General features: G+C 30.4%; 20 protein-coding genes. 9 read left to right on the top strand and 11 right to left on the bottom strand.

All coding sequences use genetic code 11. The annotated features are described in order from the left end of the window. Positions 1-12: 12 nt before the first annotated feature. The 3 genes from N5D03_RS06015 (at position 13) to rpoN (ending at position 3,616) form a co-directional block, all read left to right on the top strand. A complete protein-coding gene (locus N5D03_RS06015) occupies positions 13-450 on the top strand; it encodes a hypothetical protein (RefSeq protein WP_280051165.1) in 438 nt (145 codons plus the stop codon). Positions 451-613: 163 nt separating this feature from the next. Further along, complete coding sequence (gene asnS, locus N5D03_RS06020) at positions 614-2,062, top strand: asparagine--tRNA ligase (RefSeq protein WP_115000982.1); 1,449 nt, start codon at positions 614-616, stop codon at positions 2,060-2,062. Between the two features lie 81 nt (positions 2,063-2,143). Then, entirely contained in the window at positions 2,144-3,616 is a 1,473-nt protein-coding gene (gene rpoN, locus N5D03_RS06025; RefSeq protein WP_280036142.1) for an RNA polymerase factor sigma-54, read from the top strand. Between the two features lie 36 nt (positions 3,617-3,652). On the opposite strand, the gene N5D03_RS06030 is transcribed toward rpoN, so the two are convergent. Next, a complete protein-coding gene (locus N5D03_RS06030; protein WP_280051166.1) occupies positions 3,653-4,207 on the bottom strand; it encodes a DUF4303 domain-containing protein in 555 nt (184 codons plus the stop codon). A gap of 165 nt (positions 4,208-4,372) precedes the next feature. Between N5D03_RS06030 and N5D03_RS06035 the strand changes: the two genes are divergently transcribed. Further along, positions 4,373-6,757 (top strand): outer membrane beta-barrel family protein, encoded by a 2,385-nt coding sequence (locus tag N5D03_RS06035; protein ID WP_280051167.1) that lies wholly within the window; start codon positions 4,373-4,375, stop codon positions 6,755-6,757. 115 nt (positions 6,758-6,872) lie between these two features. Beyond that, on the top strand, positions 6,873-8,117 hold the full coding sequence (gene dcm, locus N5D03_RS06040; RefSeq protein WP_221408243.1) for a DNA (cytosine-5-)-methyltransferase: 1,245 nt from the start codon (positions 6,873-6,875) through the stop codon (positions 8,115-8,117). On the opposite strand, the gene N5D03_RS06045 is transcribed toward dcm, so the two are convergent. The 7 genes from N5D03_RS06045 to N5D03_RS06075 form a co-directional block, all read right to left on the bottom strand. Beyond that, a complete protein-coding gene (locus tag N5D03_RS06045) occupies positions 8,093-8,857 on the bottom strand; it encodes an Eco47II family restriction endonuclease (protein WP_280051168.1) in 765 nt (254 codons plus the stop codon). The two genes, dcm and N5D03_RS06045, sit on opposite strands and share 25 nt — an antisense overlap. A gap of 68 nt (positions 8,858-8,925) precedes the next feature. Further along, positions 8,926-10,209, bottom strand: a complete 1,284-nt coding sequence (locus N5D03_RS06050) for an MFS transporter (protein ID WP_219034354.1) — start codon at positions 10,207-10,209, stop codon at positions 8,926-8,928. Between the two features lie 81 nt (positions 10,210-10,290). Continuing rightward, positions 10,291-11,328 carry a sulfite exporter TauE/SafE family protein gene (locus N5D03_RS06055; RefSeq protein WP_280051169.1) on the bottom strand — a complete coding sequence of 346 codons (1,038 nt, stop codon included), beginning with the start codon at positions 11,326-11,328 and terminating at the stop codon, positions 10,291-10,293. Between the two features lie 79 nt (positions 11,329-11,407). Continuing rightward, the gene (locus N5D03_RS06060) at positions 11,408-11,830 is read right to left on the bottom strand and encodes a GNAT family N-acetyltransferase (RefSeq protein WP_260392513.1); all 423 of its coding nucleotides are present in this window, start codon (positions 11,828-11,830) and stop codon (positions 11,408-11,410) included. A gap of 74 nt (positions 11,831-11,904) precedes the next feature. Continuing rightward, positions 11,905-12,618, bottom strand: coding sequence for an ATP-binding protein (locus tag N5D03_RS06065; protein ID WP_280051170.1), 714 nt, complete (start codon positions 12,616-12,618; stop codon positions 11,905-11,907). Between the two features lie 93 nt (positions 12,619-12,711). Further along, positions 12,712-13,146 carry a carboxymuconolactone decarboxylase family protein gene (locus tag N5D03_RS06070; protein ID WP_038335884.1) on the bottom strand — a complete coding sequence of 145 codons (435 nt, stop codon included), beginning with the start codon at positions 13,144-13,146 and terminating at the stop codon, positions 12,712-12,714. Positions 13,147-13,200: 54 nt separating this feature from the next. Beyond that, complete coding sequence (locus tag N5D03_RS06075) at positions 13,201-13,785, bottom strand: Crp/Fnr family transcriptional regulator (protein WP_280051171.1); 585 nt, start codon at positions 13,783-13,785, stop codon at positions 13,201-13,203. Positions 13,786-13,982: 197 nt separating this feature from the next. On the opposite strand from N5D03_RS06075, the gene N5D03_RS06080 reads away from it, so the two are divergent. Continuing rightward, positions 13,983-14,858, top strand: coding sequence for a DUF808 family protein (locus tag N5D03_RS06080; RefSeq protein WP_280051172.1), 876 nt, complete (start codon positions 13,983-13,985; stop codon positions 14,856-14,858). 63 nt (positions 14,859-14,921) lie between these two features. After that, positions 14,922-15,542: an L-threonylcarbamoyladenylate synthase gene (locus N5D03_RS06085; protein WP_219034359.1), complete on the top strand. Its 621-nt coding sequence runs from the start codon at positions 14,922-14,924 to the stop codon at positions 15,540-15,542. Positions 15,543-15,618: 76 nt separating this feature from the next. Here the strand turns inward: N5D03_RS06085 and N5D03_RS06090 are convergent, their stop codons facing one another. The 3 genes from N5D03_RS06090 to N5D03_RS06100 all read right to left on the bottom strand — a co-directional run bounded on the left by N5D03_RS06090 (position 15,619) and on the right by N5D03_RS06100 (position 16,954). Further along, on the bottom strand, positions 15,619-15,870 hold the full coding sequence (locus tag N5D03_RS06090; RefSeq protein WP_280051174.1) for a hypothetical protein: 252 nt from the start codon (positions 15,868-15,870) through the stop codon (positions 15,619-15,621). Next, positions 15,851-16,168 (bottom strand): thioredoxin family protein, encoded by a 318-nt coding sequence (locus N5D03_RS06095; RefSeq protein ID WP_038336696.1) that lies wholly within the window; start codon positions 16,166-16,168, stop codon positions 15,851-15,853. The genes N5D03_RS06090 and N5D03_RS06095 overlap by 20 nt, the downstream gene beginning before the upstream one ends. Positions 16,169-16,327: 159 nt before the next feature. Next, positions 16,328-16,954, bottom strand: coding sequence for a peroxiredoxin (locus N5D03_RS06100; RefSeq protein ID WP_038336698.1), 627 nt, complete (start codon positions 16,952-16,954; stop codon positions 16,328-16,330). Positions 16,955-17,296: 342 nt separating this feature from the next. On the opposite strand from N5D03_RS06100, the gene N5D03_RS06105 reads away from it, so the two are divergent. Together N5D03_RS06105 and N5D03_RS06110 are read left to right on the top strand one after the other, a co-directional pair. Then, positions 17,297-18,016 carry a GLPGLI family protein gene (locus tag N5D03_RS06105; protein ID WP_125349305.1) on the top strand — a complete coding sequence of 240 codons (720 nt, stop codon included), beginning with the start codon at positions 17,297-17,299 and terminating at the stop codon, positions 18,014-18,016. Positions 18,017-18,619: 603 nt separating this feature from the next. Then, positions 18,620-20,153, top strand: a 1,534-nt coding sequence (locus N5D03_RS06110) for a TonB-dependent receptor plug domain-containing protein (RefSeq protein WP_280051175.1), incomplete at its 3' end; no start/stop codon positions are given.

The following is a 20,153-nucleotide window of genomic DNA, read 5'->3' on the forward strand; positions in this document are numbered from 1 at the left end:
TGATTTAAATTTATGAATAAAGAGTTTGAACTTAAAAAATATAGAGATTTAGTACTTGCGACTATAGATTATTATATTGTTCATCTTGCTTTTAATAATGAAATGAAAGATGAATATATTCGTCTAAAAACTCAAACAGAGGAGTATTATTCAAAAAGAAAATTAACTATTTTAAAAAACTGGTTTAAAGATTTAACGTCTGATTTTATCGAAGATAGAGATTTTGGTTTTAATGAATATTTGATAAAGACAACCAATTATGACATTGATATTTTTGAATCATATTTTAAAAGAATCGAAAAGATAATTGAGAAAGATCAAATTAAAACTGATAGTCAATTTTACGAATTAAAAAATTATGTAGATTATTTAATTCAAAATAATAATTCTGATAAAGTTCTTATTCAAAGAATAAATGAACTTCTTTTGCGTTTTGAATCTAAGAACTAGAATAATTTCACTTCAAAAAATAAACTAAAATCAAAAATCCTTTACATTTTCATTGAAATTGTAAAGGATTTTTAGGTTGGTTGAAAAATATTCGCAAAAATTATGCCTATAATTTTTATAACTTTAAATAATAACTAAATTTGTAAGGATAAATTAAAGAATTATGCAATCGTACGGAATTAAAGCCTTATTAGAAAAAGGCAAGGATTTGTTGCTACAGGAAGTAGTTGTAAATGGATGGGTAAGATCGTTCAGAAGTAATCGTTTCATCGCGTTGAATGACGGTTCTACAATTAATAATATTCAAGTAGTAGTAGATTTCGAAAATTTTGACGAATCAATTATAAAACAAATTTCTACAGCAGCTTCTTTACAAGTAAAAGGAGAAGTAGTAGAAAGTGAAGGAGCAGGTCAAGATATTGAAATTGTTGCGAAAGAAATCAAAATTTTAGGAACTGCGCCATCTGATGATTTAAAAGGAACAATTTTACAACCAAAACAGCACAGCTTAGAGATTTTGCGTGAGCAAGCACATTTACGTTTCAGAACTAATGTTTTTGCTGCAACTATGCGTGTTCGTAATGCGTTAATGTTCGGAATTCACAAGTATTTCAACGAAAGTGGATTCGTTTACATCAACACGCCAATTATTACAGGATCTGATGCTGAAGGAGCAGGAGAGATGTTTCATATCACAAACTTGGATATGGAAAACTTGCCTAAAAACGAAGAAGGAAAAGTAGATTATACACAAGATTTCTTTGGTAAATCGACTAATTTAACGGTTTCTGGACAGTTAGAAGGAGAAACTGCAGCAATGGGATTAGGGAAAATTTACACATTTGGACCTACTTTCCGCGCAGAAAACTCGAATACTTCTCGTCACCTAGCTGAATTCTGGATGATTGAACCAGAAGTTGCGTTTTTCCGTTTAGATCAAAATATGGATTTGGCAGAAGATTTCATGAAATCTGTTATCACTTACGCAATGGAAACGTGTAAAGATGATTTGAAATTCTTAGCTGAACGTTTTGACAAAGAGCAAAAACAAAAACCAGAAGCAGAGCGTTCTGAATTAGGTTTAATTGAGCGTTTAGAATATGTTTTAAATAACAAATTTATTCGTTTAACTTATACAGAAGCAATTGATATCTTAAAAGATTCTAAACCAAATAAAAAAGGTAAATTCAAATATCCAATCGAAGGTTGGGGAGCAGATTTACAATCTGAACACGAACGTTATTTAGTTGAGAAACACTTCAAAACGCCAGTTATTTTATTTGATTATCCAGCAGAAATCAAAGCATTTTACATGCGTATGAATGATGATGGAAAAACAGTTCGTGCAATGGACGTTTTATTCCCTGGAATCGGAGAAATTATCGGAGGTTCTGAGCGTGAAGAACGTTTAGAAGTTTTAGATGAAAAAATGGAAAAATTCGGAATCGATAAAGAAGAATTATGGTGGTACCGCGACACAAGACGTTTCGGTTCTGTGCCACATTCAGGTTTCGGTTTAGGTTTAGAGCGTTTGGTATTATTTGTAACAGGAATGGGTAACATTCGTGACGTAATTCCTTTCCCTAGAACACCGAATAACGCTGAATTTTAATCAAAATATTTTTACGGATTTATGCTTAAAAATTGTAACTTTAAGCTAAATCCGTTTTTTATATAAGCCAAACCCAAAAATATGTTAAAGCAGGAATTAAATTTAAAATTACAACAAAAACTATCGCCACAACAAATCCAATTAATGAAGTTGGTTCAACTTCCTACGGTTGCTTTTGAACAACGCGTAAAGGAAGAGTTGGAAGAAAACCCTGCTTTGGATGATCAATCTTCTGAATATGACGAAGATTACGGAGGAGAGCAGGAAGAATGGGATAATCAGAGTGATGACTTTGGCGACGAACAAGTGATTGATACAAGTGACATCAATATTGATGATTATTTGAGCGATGATGACATCCCAAATTATAAAACGTATACGAATAATTATAGTGATGATGACGAAGATAAATCTGTTCCTTACGCACAAGGAGAGAGTTTTATCGAGTTTTTGACATCACAATTATATACGAATCGATTAACTTCGGAACAATTTCAAATTGCTGAATTTATTTTAGGAAATATTGACGATGATGGTTATATGCGTCGTGATATTAAATCGTTGGTAGACGATTTAGCATTCTCGCAAAATATTTACACTTCGCCAGAAGAGGTCGAAAATTTGTTGATTAATTATATTCAACGAATGGATCCAGTTGGAGTAGGTGCGCGAGATTTGCAAGAATGTTTATTGATTCAATTAGAAAATAAAAATCAAACAGAAGCAGTAGAATTAGCCGAAAAATTAATTTCAGAATCGTTTGATGCATTTACGAAAAAACATTATTCGAAATTGATGGCAAAATATGATGCAGATGATGATGAATTGCGTGATGCAATTTCGGAGATTGAACGTTTGAATCCAAAACCAGGAAAATCATTTTCGAGTAGTAGTAAAATTGTAGAGCAAATAACGCCAGATTTTACAATTCATATCAACGATGGTGATTTAGAATTGTCGTTAAATGGACGTAATGTACCTGAATTGAAAATTTCGAGTGCGTTTGCAGAAATGTTAGATACATACAAAAAAACCGAAAATAAATCGAATCAACAGAAAGAAGCTGTAATGTTTGTCAAACAAAAGTTAGATTCTGCGAAATGGTTTATTGATGCGGTTCAGCAGCGTCGTAATACGCTTTTGTATACGATGGAAGCGATTATGAAATTTCAAAAAGAATATTTCTTAACAGGAGATGAAACGAAAATCAAACCGATGATTTTGAAAGATATTTCGGATCGAATTGGAATGGACATTTCGACAGTTTCTCGTGTTGCGAATTCAAAATATGTCACAACGCCTTATGGTACATTTTTGATAAAGGATTTGTTCTCAGAATCGTTGACAAATGATGATGGTGAAGAAGTTTCGACACGCGAAATCAAGCGAATTTTACAAGATGTAATTGCAGATGAAGACAAGCGTAAACCTTTGACAGATGAAAAATTAACCGAAATTTTAAAAGAAAAAGGTTATCCAATTGCTCGTCGTACAATTGCAAAATATCGTGAACAACTAAATATTCCGGTTGCAAGATTGAGAAAAGAAATCTAAAATTTTTAGAAATATAATCAATAAAAAAAGAGCTTTTTATAAAGCTCTTTTTTTATTTTTACCCCAAGTTGTCATCCATTCAAAATAATCTTCTTTGTATGAATTATCATTCAATTGCGTAATAATTTTTTGTTGTTTTTCTTTGTTCAAATCATCATCAATTACAGAAAAGTTTAAGAAAATATCTTTACCGATTAATTTAGAAAAGAAATTTTCATTCTTTAATTCTTCCAACACTTCGATGCATTTTTCGTTAATTTTATTCTGAAATTGATAAAACCAATCTTCGTCATCGTCGTGTTCATCAACTATTTGTTTGCACATTTGATTGATTTCTTGAAAAGAATTTTCAGCTCCTAAATAATCATATTTCCATTCAGAAGGCTCGTATTTGTAGTAACAAAAATCGTCTTCATCCGATACTTTTTCCAAATGTTCGATAGAATTTGCCGAAGGATGAATAGCTATTTTCGAGTCGTTATTGCACAAGGCAAAAGCGTAAAGGTCTTGGGAAGGATTTTCGTTATAAATTTTCAAAAAGGCTTGTTTGGTTGATTGCACTAATTTGTTTTTTAATACATTAAAATCCATTCATTTATATTTTTTTAATCAGTTGTAATTATTTTTTGAAATGTAGTAAAACTCTTTAAATATTAAATCATTGTTAATTTATTTTTTAAAGACAAATTTAATTATTATTCATTTTCTATGTAACTTTTCTGTAATTCACACGTCATTATAGTAAACAAGCCTAATATGTCTAAATTATATATACCAATTTTATTATTTGCCTCGACCTCGATTTTTGCGCAACAACAATATAAAGGAAGCTTGCAATATGCGAATCAAATGCCTGTTAGTTTGGCTGATGTGATTATTCTGAAAGATGATCAAATTATTGATGAAATTTCAACAGATGATAAAGGAAATTTTACAGTTGATTTAGCAGAAGGAAATTATACGTTTCGAATAGAAGAAGCTGGAGTTTTGCTTCATACACAAACAATTTTGTGTGGAAAAAATCAGGATTTAGGCGTAATAATTCTTCCTAAAACTGAAAATATTACATTAACTGAAACGATTGTAAAAAGTCAGAAAAAATTAATTGAAAAGAAAGTTGATCGACTTGTTTTTAATGCAGATTTAGCGGAAGGAGCAAAAGGTGGAGATGCGTTAGATTTGCTAAAATTGGCGCCTCGTGTGAAGGTTGATAATGATGTTGTTTCGATAATTGGTAAAAGTAATTTGCGTGTGATGGTGGACGATCGTTTGTTGGAAATGTCTGGTGATCAATTGACAAATTATTTAAAAACACTTCGAGCTGATGATATCGAGAAAATTGAAGTAATTACAAATCCGCCAGCTAAATATCAAGCGATAGGAAATAGTGGAATTCTAAATATTGTATTAAAATCTGGTAAAAAAGACTCGTGGAATGGGAGTTTGTCATCTTCATTGCAACATTATAACAAACCATATTGGAACAATAGTGCATCGTTTAATTACCGAAAAAATAAATGGACATTAGTCTCTAATATTTTTGGAGGTTTTGGTGAATATGACGGAATTGGACAATCGGATATTTATTTCACAAAAACGAATGAAGTTTGGACAGAAAAGGAAAAAAATAGTGGTAAAAATAGAAATATTGGCGGAAAATTAGGTTTAGATTATAAAATTTCGGAGAAGTTGACGACTGGTTTTACGGTTGATTTATATGCTGGAAATCGAAAAGGAACTGGTGGTACTAAAACAACGATAAATAGTTTGGATAAGAACGAATTGTTGAGCTATATTTTGAATGATCGAAATGGGAGCAAAGGAAACACGAAATACAATACACTGAATTATCATGTCATTTATAAAATGGATACAATCGGAAAAAAATTAACCTTTGATTTTGATTGGGTTAATTTTAATAACAATAATACAAGTGTAGCTTCTAACCGATTTTTTGATTCAAATGATCTTGAAAATACAGCAGAATATCAAGGAAATAAAAGTTTGTCTGATCAAAAAGCAAATAATTATAGTTTGAATATTGATATGGAACACCCCGTTAATACTTGGAAACTAAATTATGGTGGACGTTATAGTTGGACGAAAAATAATAGCGATAATTTATTTTACAACACATCTTCTGGAACGCCTGTTTATGATAAAAAGTTGAGTAATGGTTTTTATTATGACGAAAATATTTTAGCTTTTTATGCGAGTATCGAGAAAGATATTTCAGAAAAATGGTCTGCAAAAATTGGTTTGAGATACGAAAATACTGATGCAAAAGGTTTTTCTCCGCAAGAAAATCAACATGATACCTATAAATATGATGGGCTATTCCCAACGGCTTATTTGATGTATAAACCAGCTGAAAATCATTCGTTAAGTATAAATGTGGGACGCCGTATTGAGCGACCTTATATGGGACAATTGAATCCGTTTCGTACCATTTATTCGCCTTATTCTTTTGCCGAAGGAAATCCGAAGTTAAAACCGTCTTATTCGTACAATTATGAGTTAGAATATGCATACAAAGATTTGGCAGTTACAACATTATATTACAGAAATTCTACGGATGAAATCAATCAAATTGTAGTTGTAAATCCGAGCGAAAATACGCAAAACTGGATTCCATACAATTATGCTGATTCGGAGAGTTTTGGGATTAGTGAAAATGTAAATTTTAAGCTTGTAAAATGGTGGAAAGTCAATGGAGCGATTGATTTGTATTACAAAAAAACGAAAGGAATTATTCCAGAATATAATTATGTATTGGATGGATTTAATGGAGAATTTCGTTTGACAAATAATTTGGAATTGAATAAATCGAAAACATTATTATTTAATCATACCACAAATTATACAACAAAAACGATTGATGCTATGTCAAGAAGTCGCGCTAATTGGAGTACAGCTTTTGGTTTGAGAGCGTTATTTTTGGATAAAAAATTCGAAGTTTCGTTTAATGTAAACAATGTATTTAAAGATAGAGCTTGGCAAGATCAAAGTTTTAGTAACGATACAAAATTTGTTTATACAGGACAATCCGCTCGTTATTATCGTGTTGGAATTCGATACAATTTCGGAAAATCATTCACAATAGAACAATCAAAAAGTAGTTCGGAAAAAGGAAGGTTATAATTTTTAAAACTAAACCCTAATATTCGATGATATTGGGGTTGTTTTTTTATAATTTTTTCTTTGAAATTCTATTTTTTTTCTTTTATTTTGTAACCAATGTCTAATGTTGTATAATTTGGTTATGAGTGAATATTTAACTATTTCAGAAACAGCGAAATTACTTAATAAAAGTACAAAAACACTTCGTCGTTGGGATGAAGAAGGGAAGTTATCGGCTGTTCGAGAACCTATAAGTAATTATAGAGTTTATAGGAGAAGAGATGTAGAGACGTTGTTTGCTGAATTTTTGCAGACAGATATTGAAGAAACTGTTTCAAATTTTGTAAAGCCAACGCAAGATTTTCATGTCTTAGAATTATTTGCTGGAGCTGGAGGTTTGGCAATTGGTATGGAAAAAGCAGGGTTGAAATGTGTTGCATTAAATGAAATTGATAAACACGCTTGTGAAACTTTAAGAAAAAATAGACCAAATTGGAATGTCTTAGAAGGTGATATTAAGAATTTTAATTTTTCTGAATATTATAATAAAGTTGATGTTGTAACAGGAGGATTTCCTTGTCAAGCTTTTAGTTACGCAGGAAAAAGACTTGGTTTAGAAGATGCAAGAGGAACTTTATTTTATGAATTTGCAAGAGCTGTAAAAGAAGTTAATCCACCTATTTGTATTGGAGAAAATGTAAAAGGTTTATTGAATCATGATAATGGTAATACTTTACGTGGAATGATTTCAATTTTAGATGAAATTGGGTATAAAGTAGTTCCAGTAGAGGTTTTGAAAGCAATTAATTATAATGTTCCACAAAAAAGAGAACGATTAATTTTAGTAGGAATTCGTAAAGATATTCCAATAGATTATCACTATCCAACGCCGTACAAAAAAATATATAATCTTTCTGATGCATTGAAAAAAGGAGAATTGTTCGATTGTAATGTTCCAAAATCTACTGGAGCTAAATATCCTGAAAGCAAGAAAAGTGTATTAGATTTAGTTCCTCCAAAAGGCTATTGGAGAGATTTACCTCTTGAAATTCAGAAAGAATTTATGGGAGCAAGTTTTTATTTAGGTGGAGGAAAAACAGGAATGGCAAGAAGAATAGGCTGGGACGAACCTTGTTTAACCTTAACATGTAGCCCTGCCCAAAAACAAACAGAGCGTTGTCATCCAGATGAAACTCGCCCTTTTACAGTAAGAGAATATGCTCGTATTCAGACTTTTCCTGATGAATGGGAATTTTCAGGGCCTATGGCACAACAATATAAGCAAATTGGTAATGCAGTTCCCGTTAATTTAGGAAAAGAGGTTGGTTATTCAATAATTAATTTTCTTAACCAATATTATAGTTTATTAAAACCTGAATAATAAGAATAATTATCAAAGGAAATTTGATCAAGAATAGAACGTTTTGAATTTTCGGTTTCTGAAGTAATTTCTTCTAAAGCCGAATTTTCATTTTCGTTTTGTTCTTTTTTTGTGGTTTCTAAAAAATCATTTATTGCAATAGGAAGCGCTTTATAAAGTTGATAGAAAGCATCTTCTTCTCCAGTTAGTAAAGCATAAAATTGATCTCCAGAGATTTTAAAAACTCTTGAATGACTATATTCTTTGCCATTAATTTCGCCTTTCCAATTTTCGTTAAAACTATTTTTCGCTAAAATCTGAACCCAATAACATTTAGCTTTCTTGTAATCATCTGCATATCGAGCCAATTTTTGAAAAAGAGCTTCCGAAGAACTGCTATTCATTGTATTATGTTTGTTTTTGATATCTGCAAATAACGTGTCATCATTTGCTTTTATATCAAATCCACTTAAATTTCCAATTTCATAACCTTTTATTCCACCTAAAATTTGTTCATGAAAAGTTCCGATAGAATTGTTTATAGATTTATCAATTTGTCTAAGAATCTCAGATTGTATCAAATCTTCTTCATCAATATTATTAAATTTTGAATCAAAAGTTAATTTAATAGTGTCAACTTTATTTGTATAAAAACTTTTTTTAGAAATTTTGCTTTTAGCCTTTTGATAAGATTTATATAAATTTTCAATGCAATTTAATAAATGCTCATCTGAAATAAAGTTTACATATTTATTTTTCATTACCAGTATTGTATAATATTGCTAAGTTAGAATAATTATCTGATTATTTAAAAAATGTAATTATGACTTTACCTCTTCTCCATTTTATAGAACAATAAAATCACAAAACTAATCGCAAATGAAACGCCCATTGCAAGAGCCGAAGCTTTCATTCCGCCAGAATATTCAATCAATAATCCATAAATAACTAAACCTAAGAATAAGGCAAATTTTTCGAAAACATCGTAGAAGCTAAAATAGGTTGTTGTGTCTTCTGTTTCTGGTAATAATTTGGCGTATGTAGAACGTGATAAAGCTTGCAAACCTCCCATTACAAGACCAACCATTGCAGCCATTACGTAAAATTGAGTTTTTACATTAGGATCATTTTTATTAATTAAATAACCAATAATACATGTAATAATCCAGATAAAAATACCGATTAATAAAGTTTTCTTATTTCCTATTTTTCCTGATAGAAAAGAGAATAACCATGCACCTAAAACAGCTTCAATTTGGATCAATAAAATGGTCATAATCAATTCTGAAGATTCCATTCCAATTTCTGAACTTCCAAACATTGCAGCCATCAAAAAGATAGTTTGCATCGCTAAACTGTAAAAGAAAAATCCAGCCAAAAAAACACGAATATTTTTGTATTGATTCAGATCTTTGAAGGTATGTTTTAAATTTCTAAAACTCGATTTGATGATATCTTTTGGAATTTCGCGATCATATTTGTGGTTTGGTAATTTACTTAATGCAATTTGTCCAAATCCTAACCACCAAATTCCTGTTAATAAGAAACTTATTCGAGTAAACATTGCTTGTTGTTCTTCTGGGGCGAATTGTATCATTGCCAAACAAATCGTCAATAAAATGACAGAACCAATGTAGCCAAACATATAACCTTGTGCTGAAACTTTGTCCATTTTTTCGTCCGAAACAATTTCTGGTAAATAGGCGTTGTAAAAAACTAAACTTCCCCAAAAGCCTATGCTTGCGGTGATATTGAGTAATAAAGCTAACCAAACTAAATCGCTCGATGTGAAGAAAAACATTCCGATACATGAGAACGATCCTAAGTAACAAAAAAAACGAAGAAATTTTATTTTATTTCCGATTAAATCTGCAATTGAAGATAAAACAGGAGACAAAACAATCACAAAAAAGAAAGCAATTGCTAATGAAAAATTGAATGCGGATTCTGGTAATAATCCTAAGAATTTGATCGGTTCATGATTCGCATCATAGGTCATTAGAGTATAATAAACCGGAAAAATAGCAGAGGCAATAACTAAAGAATGAACAGAATTTGCCCAGTCGTAAGAAATCCAAGCTCGTATTAGTTTGGGATTATCTTTTGTATTCATAAATTTTTTATAGTAATGTTGGTTAAACTTAAGAATAATTTATCAAAAATAATGTTTCGTAAAAATTAATTGTTCAATCTTCTATTCTTTCAGTTCAAATTTGGTCAGTTTATTGTCTTTGTAACAATAAAACTCATAACTATCTTCTCCAATTCTGAATACTTTTTCGAGATGGATTTTATCGTAATTAGGTAAAATCTCATTGTATTTCTTTAATAAATTTTCAGGTAATTCATTCGGTTGAATTGGACGTTCAATCTCAAATTCACCATCTAACGAATATTCCATCACAAAATAACTGTTTCGCCATTTTAAAGTGGTTTCATTTTCGTCACCTTTACTTGTTGTTGTAAGTTGAACTTTATCTTCTTGAATGATTTTTTGGGAACTTGTATAAAAAAGTGTAATTCCAGAAATAACCATCGCCGCATAACCAACTTTTCTGAAAATAAAATCGCTAAAATAAGGTAAAATATATTTGACCGTATAAGAAGAAATAATTGAAGCAACTGCAATCGTCAATCCAAGTAATAAAGCGTTTTTTGAGTATAAACCAAGAACAATATAAATGATTAATTTTATGATATGAAGTATAATTTCGTTGGCAGCTCGCGTTGCAATAATTTCTTCTTTTGTTAATCCATATTTCAAATAAAATCTATTGAACAATAAACCAATTGCTCCTGTTATTCCAGAAACGAATCCAGCTAAAAAACCAACAATGGCTAAAATATATTTTGGTGAAGGTTTTTCTTCATTATCTTGTTGTTTTTTGTTTAGAAATAATTGTGGAACATTTGAAATCAATAATACAGCTACAATAATTTGTAAATAAATTGGGTTGATAAATTTGATTAAATAAGCGCCCATTAAAACTGCTGGAATCGAAAATGGCACGAACCAAAAGAAGATTTTCCAATGTACAGATTTTCTGAAAGCCGCTATTCGAGAGGCAGAACTTGTAAATGTTCCGATTGTTAACGAAAAAGGGACTAACGAAGTTGGAATAATAAGATTGAGGATTGGAATTAAGATTAAACTTGCGCCACCGCCACAAATTGCACTTATCCAAAATGCTAAAATTGCTCCAATAAATAGGAGAAAAATAGTAAAAATCATGATCAGAAATTTTATTCTGATACAAAAATAGGATAATGATTTTAGAAATAAATGTCTAAAGACTTATCTTAAGTAAAACTTAAGAATAAGTAAATCTTAATTGAAAAAGATGATTTTTCGGATAAATTGTTTGCGAAATTTGCTGAAAATTATTTTTTAATAAGGCTTTAGACGAGGCGATATTTTCTTTTTTCACCCAAGCTTCAATCAGCATATATTTTCTCAATTTCAACTCTTTCGAAATCAGATTGATGATTCGTGTTGCGTAACCTCTGTTCCAAAATTGTTCATCAATGGAATAGCCAATAATCGCTTTGTCATGAACAGGTTGAAACATTACAGTACCAATCAAGGTTTCAGAAGATTTTTCGATAACAGCAAAGCGAAATTCATATCCAGAATTCTTTTTTTCTTTATCTCTTTCTAGCATTTTGTACGAATCTTTGATCGTTTTCATTGATGCGGTTTCGCGGTATTTCATGGCTTTTGCATTCGAATAAATTTCGAAAAGCCGTGTGCTACATCAGTGTCCAAAAGTTCTCTGAAATAAATTAATTCGTCTTCCATATTTTGGTTTTAAGAATTTGCTTGACGTTCTAATTTTTCAATCAGTAATGCTTTTGCGTTTGTAAGTGCATAATCTTTAGCTTCTGCAAATGAAACGTTATATTGTCGTTTAAGTGATTGAATATCTTTTGGTAAATCGTTTAAAAGTTTATCGTAATAAACATCTAACATTTCGGAAGTTGGCATTTTGAAATCAATTTTTAATTGAAATCTTCTCAACAATGCAACATCAATAATATGTGGATGATTTGTTGCGGCTATCAACAACGAATTTTGTGGCAAATAATCAATTAATTGAATTACTGTGTTCACTAAACGACGCATTTCGCCAACATCTTTGTCATCATTTCCACGCGCTTTTCCGATTTGGTCAAACTCATCCAAAAATAGAATTGCTTTTTCACGAGCAGCTTTATCAAAAAGCATTCGAATATTTTGCGAAGTTTCACCAATTCTTGATGAAACAATATTACTTAAATTCAAAATCAATATTGGTTTTCCGATTTCATTTGCAATTGCTTTTGCAGTTGTTGTTTTTCCACAACCTGAAAATCCATGCAACAAAATTTTATTATTGACAGGTAAATTATATTTACTCAATTCCTCTATATATCTATGTTCTTTGATAAGTTGTTTTACTTGAGCAAGATTTTGATCATCTAAAAAAACATCATTCAAAGAAATTTCTTCCTTATCGTCAACAATTAAATCGTAAATATTCATATCAATTTTACTTCAAGACTCAAAAATAAACTATTTTAATCCGAAAGCCGATTTTTAGCACAAAAAAAGCTTCAGATTTCTGAAGCTAAAATTTTAAACCGTCATATGAGAACTGATTGCAATTCTATTCCAAGCATTAATCGTGGTAATTGCAATAATGATAATCGCAATATAATTTTCAGAAAAAAGTGTTAATGCTTTTTGATAAGTTTCTTCTGATAAACCATGTTGACTAATATTTGTAATTTCTTCTGTCATCGCCAATATCACACGCTCTTCTTCTGTAAAAAGTGTCGTTTCTCGCCACGCATTCAACAAAAAAATACGTTGATTTGTTTCGCCTAATTTCATCGCGTCTTTGGTGTGCATATTAATACAAAAAGCACAACCATTGATTTGTGAAGCTTTGATTTTAATAAGTTCTAAATGCAATTTATCTAATTCAGAATTTGCTAAATAATTCTCTAGACCATACATTGCTTCGTAAGCTTTTGGTTCTAATTTTTGAATGTTTAATCGTGATTTCATTTCTTAATTTTTAACAAAGTTCGTCGATTATTTATTCAAAAAAATTAAACTGGTTTAAGAAAACTCTTTCTTTCGGATTTCGCTTAAATATTCGGGTGTGAAACCTAAATAAGAAGCTAATAAATATTGCGGAACACGTTGTAAAAACTCAGGAAAATTTTTCTTGAAGTGAAGATAAAACTCCTCTTTCGAAAACTCTTTCAAATATTTGGAACGCATTTGAGCAGCAGCATTTGCTTTTTGATAAATTTGTTTGAAATACGAATTGAAAATAGGATGTTTTTCGCATAAAATTTCTTCGTTTGTTTTACTCATTTTCATAATAATTGCATTTTCTAGAGCTTGAATATAAAACTCAGAAATTTGTTGATTAATGTAAGAAAACGAATCTGTCAACCACCAATTTTCGATAGCAAAATCAATGGTTTGTTCTACACCTTTTTCATTGATGAAAAATAATCGAATACATCCAGAAACAATAAAATAATTATATGTACTAATTGTTCCTGCTCTTTGAATCATTTCTTTTTTCTTCACCGAAAACTCTTCAAAATATTGGACTGAATCAAGAAATTCTTCTTCAGAAATTGAAGTGAAAATTTGCATATGTTTCTTTAATTGATCGAAAGAATTTTCCATTTTATAAGCTTAATGTATTCGTCTTTAAAATTAACGATTAGTTTCCGAAAGAACTTAATTTAGTTCAAAATTAATCAGAATTATAGCTAAAATTTGGAGTGCAATTTGCTTGAAATGAATCGTCGAAAGAACATAAAAATAATCTATAAAGATTTGACATTATTTTTTACTTTTACGAACCAAAAAATAACAATAATATGGCTTCAGGAATATTTGCAATTTTAGATGATATTGCAGCATTGATGGATGATGTAGCGGTTACAAGTAAAGTAGCAGCGAGTAAAACAGCAGGGATTTTAGGAGATGATTTGGCTGTAAATGCTGAGAAAGCAACGGGATTTTTATCTTCGCGCGAAATACCAGTTTTATGGGCAATTACAAAAGGCTCTTTTATCAATAAATTGATCATTGTTCCAATTGTTTTGACACTAAATCATTATATGCCAGAAGTGATAAAATATGTTTTGATTTTGGGAGGTTTTTATTTAGCTTTTGAAGGTGTAGAGAAGATAATCGAGTTTATTTTTCACCGTCCAAAAAAAGGTTCAGAAGTTATTCATGAAGATAAAGTAGAAGATAAGAAACAAGTTTCGGAAAAATCAAAAGTGAAATCTGCGATTATTACGGACTTTATCCTTTCGATAGAAATTGTGATTATTGCATTGAGTACAGTTTTGGAACAACCGATGTTGACACAAGTTTTTACAGTTTCGTTTATTGCAATTTTAGCAACCATTGGTGTTTACGGGATTGTAACCTTAATTGTTCGTATGGATGATGCAGGTTTTAAACTGATAAAAGCATCACACGACAAAGGAGCTGTTTCTAAATTAGGACATTTTTTGGTTGACGCATTACCTTTTGTGATTAAAATTTTAGGATTTGTAGGGACTGTTGCACTTTTATTGGTTTCAGGTGGGATATTTGTTCATAACATCGATTATATTCATCACCATTTACCTACAGCAATTCCAATGATGATTAGTGAAGCTTTGATTGCTTTGATTGCAGGATTATTGGTTGTGGTACTTGTCACAATAGTTAAGAAATTAATAGGTTTAGCTAAAGGTTAGGAGATAGAATAGATTTCGAAAAGAATTGTTAACTATTTCGTATCTTTGAATAAAGATTTACAAATGGCAGATTATATCAGAATTCATCCAGAAAATCCACAAGAAAAAGCGATTGATCAAGTGGTTAAGATTCTACAAAATGGAGGTTTAATTATTTATCCTTCCGATACTGTGTATGGATTAGGATGTGATATTACGAATATTAAAGCAATGGAGAAACTTGCTCGATTGAAAGGTGTTAAACTTGAAAAATCTCATTTCTCTATTGTTTGTAATGATTTAAGCCATTTGTCACAATATACTTTACCGATTGATAACAGTACGTTCAAAATTTTGAAACGCGCTTTACCAGGTCCTTTTACATTTGTCATGAATGCATCGCGCAATTTACCTGTCGCTTACAAAGGTAAAAAAACGGTTGGTATTCGTGTTCCAGATCATGCTGTTCCGCAAATGATTGTCGAAAAATTAGGAAATCCTATTGCTTCAACTTCTATTTATGATGAAGATGAAATTGTAGAATATACAACAGATCCTGAATTGATTTTTGAAAAATGGGAGAAGCTTGTAGATGCTGTCATTGATAGTGGTTATGGAGATAATATTGCGTCTACTGTTGTTGATATGACGGATGGAGTAGAGGTTTTACGTGAAGGTAAGGGTGATATTGAAGATTATTTATAAGATTCAACATTAATTATATAAAACCAAAAAAGGATTTCAATTGAAATCCTTTTTCTATACTAACTAATTGATAAAATTATTTATCAATCGAACCCATTACGCGTTGCATAAAAGTATTGGCAGCAGTACGCTCGTCCAATCCTTCTTCTTTCATCATTTGCTTCATTTCCATAGCTCCACAAATGTTAGAAATCATTTCTCCAATTACTTCTTGTTCTGGCTCCTTTACAGCTGGAGAATCAGCATAAACTTCCAAAACTTCTAAAGCTGTTTCCATTGCTTCAATAGAAACGTTTTTTGCTAAATTCTTAAATACCGGCAGCTTCATTGATCAATTCTTTTACAGCATCAATTTTAGACGCAGTTACTTGTCCTACATTTTCTCCTCCTTTGAAAACCGCGAAAGTTGGTAAATTTGGAACTTCAGCTAATTTTCTTGATTCTACTAATTTTTCAGCATCAACATATAAAAACTCAGCTTGACCTTCATATTCAGCCGCTAATTTTTTGAATTTTGGTTTTACTAAACGGCAGTTTCCACACCATCCAGCACCATATTGTACAATTACTATATTGTTATCAGCAACTACTTGTGCTAAGTTATCTTGTTCTAATTCTGCAAACATTTTATTAATTTTTATAAGTTAAAAATTGGGTATAAAAAAGGCTGTCTAAGTGTTGAGCTTAGTGATTTTTATTGAAAATGAATTCGTTAAAATCTCCTGTCAAATTTTTTAGACAGCCTCTTCGTGAATTTTGAAAATCAAAAGATTTTCAAGTTATTTTTAGTGAGAAGCTAAGTAAGAAGCTACACCATCTTTAGTAGCGTTCATAGCATCTTTTCCTTCTTCCCAGTTTGCTGGACAAACTTCACCATATTTCTCAACGTGTAAAATTGCATCTAATAAACGTACATACTCATCGATGTTACGTCCTAATGGTAAATCGTTGATTGTTTCGTGACGAACAACACCATTTTTGTCGATGATGAAAGTACCACGGTAAGCAACTGGAGCTCCTTCAAATTTTAAAGAATCATTTTCTTCATTGTAAACATACTCACCAGCTAAAACTCCGTAATCCATAGCGATAGTTTTTGCTAAGTCAGCAACGATTGGGTAAGTAACACCTTCGATACCTCCGTTATCTTTTGCAGTGTTTAACCACGCTAAGTGAGTTTCTTCTGAATCACAAGAAGCAGCGATTACAACAGCATCTCTTTTTTCGAATTCAGCTAATTTAGCTTGGAATGCGTGTAATTCTGTTGGACAAACAAATGTAAAATCTTTTGGGTAGAAGAATAAAACGATGTTTTTCTCTCCGATTGGCATTGAAAAGTTTTCTACGATTTCGTCTCCATCAATTACTGCTGGCGCTGTGAATAAAGGCGCTTTTTTTCCTACTAATGACATAATTTTAATTTTTTATATTTTGTTTTTTACTTCTCGATTAGATAAAACTTATAATAGTTTTTATCTCTTTTACTGATGCAAATTTAGACTGATATTTTAAACTGTCCATATATTTTCAATTTCAAATATAGATTAAACTATAAATTATATTTATGATATATGATTAATAATAATTATTGAGTTAATATTTTATTGAAATTCAATACAACAAGCCTTTTTATCTTACCTCTACGCTAATTTACGAAGATTATTTACCTTAAAGAATGATATTCATTATGTTGATGATTATTTAAAATGAATTAAATTTTATTTCTATATTAGTAGAATAATAAACACTATAGAATGCTAAAATATTTATTTTTAATACTTCCAATAATTGGATTTGCCCAAGATGCTGTTCGTGTAGAATATGAAGTTCGTCAAGAATTTGATAGAAGTAATTTAAAACAAACATCTGCTAGAATGGAAGAAATGCTTGTCAATTCAGAAAATAAACGATATTATTTTGAGTTATTTGTAAATGCTACAAATTCTAATTTTACAGAAATTGAACGGATCAATAATGAACAAAATCGAGGAACTTCTTTTGGATTGACAACTAATATAAGCGCAACTATTTTTAAAGATTTCAATGCAAAAGAGTTATATGAAAATAGTATAATGAAACCGAAGTTGTTTATTAAAGATTCAATTCAGTCTTTTCCATGGATTTTGAGTAAAGATGAAGCAACGATTTTGGGATATAAAGTAAAAAAAGCAATATATACCAATTCTACACAAACTGTGGAAGCGTGGTATGCACCAGATTTACCTTTTCGTGACGGACCTTCTCGTTTTAACGGATTACCGGGTTTAATTTTAAAAATTAAATTCAAATTACCATTTACAAGTGATATGGATACAAATGTTAGTTTTACGGCAATTGATTTAAAACCATACGCAGGGAAAATAGAAATACCAAATAAATCGAAGAAAGTAACCAAGGAAGAATATGACAAGGAGATTGAGAAATCGATGGGGAAATCTGGAGGAATGATTAATCAAGGTGTAGAGAAAGATTAAGAGATAAAACGAAAAAGGTTAGTGAATTCACTAACTTTTTTTGTCAGGATAATTAGAAACAAAAGTTTTTAATTTTCTACTATTAGTATAAAATTTATACAGAATGGTAAGAGATTTTGTGCTAAAAAACATGTATTAGATTTATATTCTCAGATAAGAGAGTGATTAATATTTTTTTTTAAAAATTATTAAAATACGCCAAAATATTATCTTTAATATATTATTGTTTTATTCATTAATTTATTTCGTTTTTAATTATGTGATTGATTAACAGTTTGTAAGGTGTTTTATGATCGGTTTTAACAAATTTCTATGATTTATATTTTTAAAATCTATTAATTCCATAGACTTTAATAAAATAGGATTTTTTTTCTATTCGCTATTACTTCCTGATAATTTCATTTGATTAATTAGATTCCTGTATTGTTTTATAATTTGTTATATTTTATGTTAAAATTTTAATAATTATTTAATATTTTAACGATTATTAACACAATAAATATTTTTATTTTACAGAAATATTTTCTAAAACAAGGTGTTAAAAATATATTTTATAGTATAATATTCTTTAAATATAGAGATTTGCAGTATAAAAATTTATGAATGAAGAAAGCTCAAAAAAAGTTAAGTTTCATAGGTCTGCTGCTGTTAAGTTCTCTAACATATGCTCAGATCAAAGGACAGGTGAATGATGAATTAGGTTTTCCATCACAGGATGTGGAAATAAAAGTGAAAAATCAAGACCAAACATTTTATACAGATGAAAATGGTCATTTTTCAATCGATCTTCCTTTGGGAACAATATTAATCATTAATGGTTTAGAATATAAAGTTGATCACTATGATTTGGGTATAATTGATTTGAAATCCAAATCAGAAAATATTGATTTGGATATAGTTGTTGTAAAAAGTATTTTCGAGGCACCTCAATCTGCAGGTACAACAACCTTGAAAGGTGATGATTTGAAAAACTTAAATCCTTCAACTTCGATAGATCAATTGTTGTCGGGTAAAGTTTCAGGACTATCTTCTCAAGCACAGAATGGTGCGCCGGGCAGTAACGCAAATGTTGTGATAAGGGGAGCTATTGGTTTGAATGGTGGTGTTAAAAATCCACTTTATGTAGTTGATGGAACCTATTTGTCTGCTGCGGATATTGTTGCCTTAAACCCTAATGATGTAGAGGAAGTAAAAGTATTAAAAGATGCTTCTCAGGTAGCTATTTATGGTTCTCGAGGCGCAAATGGAGTGATTCTAATCACAACAAAACGCGCTAAAAAAAATGAAGGAGTAATCTCTTATTCTTCACGTGTAGGATTTGGTGAAAATTTAGGATTTAAGAACATCAACCTAATGAATGGGCATCAGTTTTTAAATTTTCAGAATGAAATAAGTCAATTAAAAGATCTGGAAACAGGGCGTAGTTTAGGTTTAGGTGTAGCAAGAAGCCAAGAGGAAATTAACCGATTGTCTCAATATGCTCATAATTGGAAAGATGATATCTTTAAAAGAAGTGTAATTAGTTCACATTATTTGACTTTCAATAAAAATGATGGCGAAACAGCGCAATCTTTTTCATTAGGTTATGATCAGGACAATGGTACTGTAGAGTTTTACAAAGGCTTTGAACGTATTACTTCTTCCATTAACATTTCATCAAAAATGAAAGATTGGTTACGATACGGTATTGATATTAATGGAGCTTATACAAAAAGAGATTTACCATCGGACGTGTATAATTTTTCTAGTCCTTTTACCAATATCTATTTAAATTATCCATACGCATCTGTTTATGAGCTGGATGAAGCAGGAAATGTGAAATTAGATGAAACAGGCGCTCCTATATACAATTCAAATGTAAATATTTTACAAAATCCAGTTTTGGATCAAATGAAATATACTGATGCAGAATATAGAAATTTTAGGCTTTTCGGTTCTGGATTTTTAGAGGCAGACTTAACTGAAAAGTTAACTTTTAGAACCACTTTTGGAGCGAGATATAACCGAAATCAGTTTGAAAGTTTCGTTTCCCCTTTGGCTTTTGTTTCTAAAAACCGTGGTACAGGTGGAAGTAAAGCTGATATAGGAGACGATCGTTTTGCTTACAATTGGAGAAATGAATTCAATTATATAAATA

Origin of the sequence: Empedobacter sp. GD03861, assembly GCF_029840885.1 — a bacterium.
Classification (GTDB): domain Bacteria; phylum Bacteroidota; class Bacteroidia; order Flavobacteriales; family Weeksellaceae; genus Empedobacter; species Empedobacter falsenii_B.

What these genes read in the sequence shown, in the direction of transcription:
- N5D03_RS06015 (WP_280051165.1), top strand. Translation starts at nt 13, where the DNA reads ATGAATAAAGAGTTTGAACTTAAAAAATATAGAGATTTAGTACTTGCG.
- asnS (WP_115000982.1), top strand. Translation starts at nt 614, where the DNA reads ATGCAATCGTACGGAATTAAAGCCTTATTAGAAAAAGGCAAGGATTTG.
- rpoN (WP_280036142.1), top strand. Translation starts at nt 2,144, where the DNA reads ATGTTAAAGCAGGAATTAAATTTAAAATTACAACAAAAACTATCGCCA.
- N5D03_RS06030 (WP_280051166.1), bottom strand. Translation starts at nt 4,207, where the DNA reads ATGGATTTTAATGTATTAAAAAACAAATTAGTGCAATCAACCAAACAA.
- N5D03_RS06035 (WP_280051167.1), top strand. Translation starts at nt 4,373, where the DNA reads ATGTCTAAATTATATATACCAATTTTATTATTTGCCTCGACCTCGATT.
- N5D03_RS06045 (WP_280051168.1), bottom strand. Translation starts at nt 8,857, where the DNA reads ATGAAAAATAAATATGTAAACTTTATTTCAGATGAGCATTTATTAAAT.
- N5D03_RS06050 (WP_219034354.1), bottom strand. Translation starts at nt 10,209, where the DNA reads ATGAATACAAAAGATAATCCCAAACTAATACGAGCTTGGATTTCTTAC.
- N5D03_RS06055 (WP_280051169.1), bottom strand. Translation starts at nt 11,328, where the DNA reads ATGATTTTTACTATTTTTCTCCTATTTATTGGAGCAATTTTAGCATTT.
- N5D03_RS06065 (WP_280051170.1), bottom strand. Translation starts at nt 12,618, where the DNA reads ATGAATATTTACGATTTAATTGTTGACGATAAGGAAGAAATTTCTTTG.
- N5D03_RS06070 (WP_038335884.1), bottom strand. Translation starts at nt 13,146, where the DNA reads ATGAAATCACGATTAAACATTCAAAAATTAGAACCAAAAGCTTACGAA.
- N5D03_RS06075 (WP_280051171.1), bottom strand. Translation starts at nt 13,785, where the DNA reads ATGGAAAATTCTTTCGATCAATTAAAGAAACATATGCAAATTTTCACT.
- N5D03_RS06080 (WP_280051172.1), top strand. Translation starts at nt 13,983, where the DNA reads ATGGCTTCAGGAATATTTGCAATTTTAGATGATATTGCAGCATTGATG.
- N5D03_RS06085 (WP_219034359.1), top strand. Translation starts at nt 14,922, where the DNA reads ATGGCAGATTATATCAGAATTCATCCAGAAAATCCACAAGAAAAAGCG.
- N5D03_RS06090 (WP_280051174.1), bottom strand. Translation starts at nt 15,870, where the DNA reads ATGAAGCTGCCGGTATTTAAGAATTTAGCAAAAAACGTTTCTATTGAA.
- N5D03_RS06095 (WP_038336696.1), bottom strand. Translation starts at nt 16,168, where the DNA reads ATGTTTGCAGAATTAGAACAAGATAACTTAGCACAAGTAGTTGCTGAT.
- N5D03_RS06100 (WP_038336698.1), bottom strand. Translation starts at nt 16,954, where the DNA reads ATGTCATTAGTAGGAAAAAAAGCGCCTTTATTCACAGCGCCAGCAGTA.
- N5D03_RS06105 (WP_125349305.1), top strand. Translation starts at nt 17,297, where the DNA reads ATGCTAAAATATTTATTTTTAATACTTCCAATAATTGGATTTGCCCAA.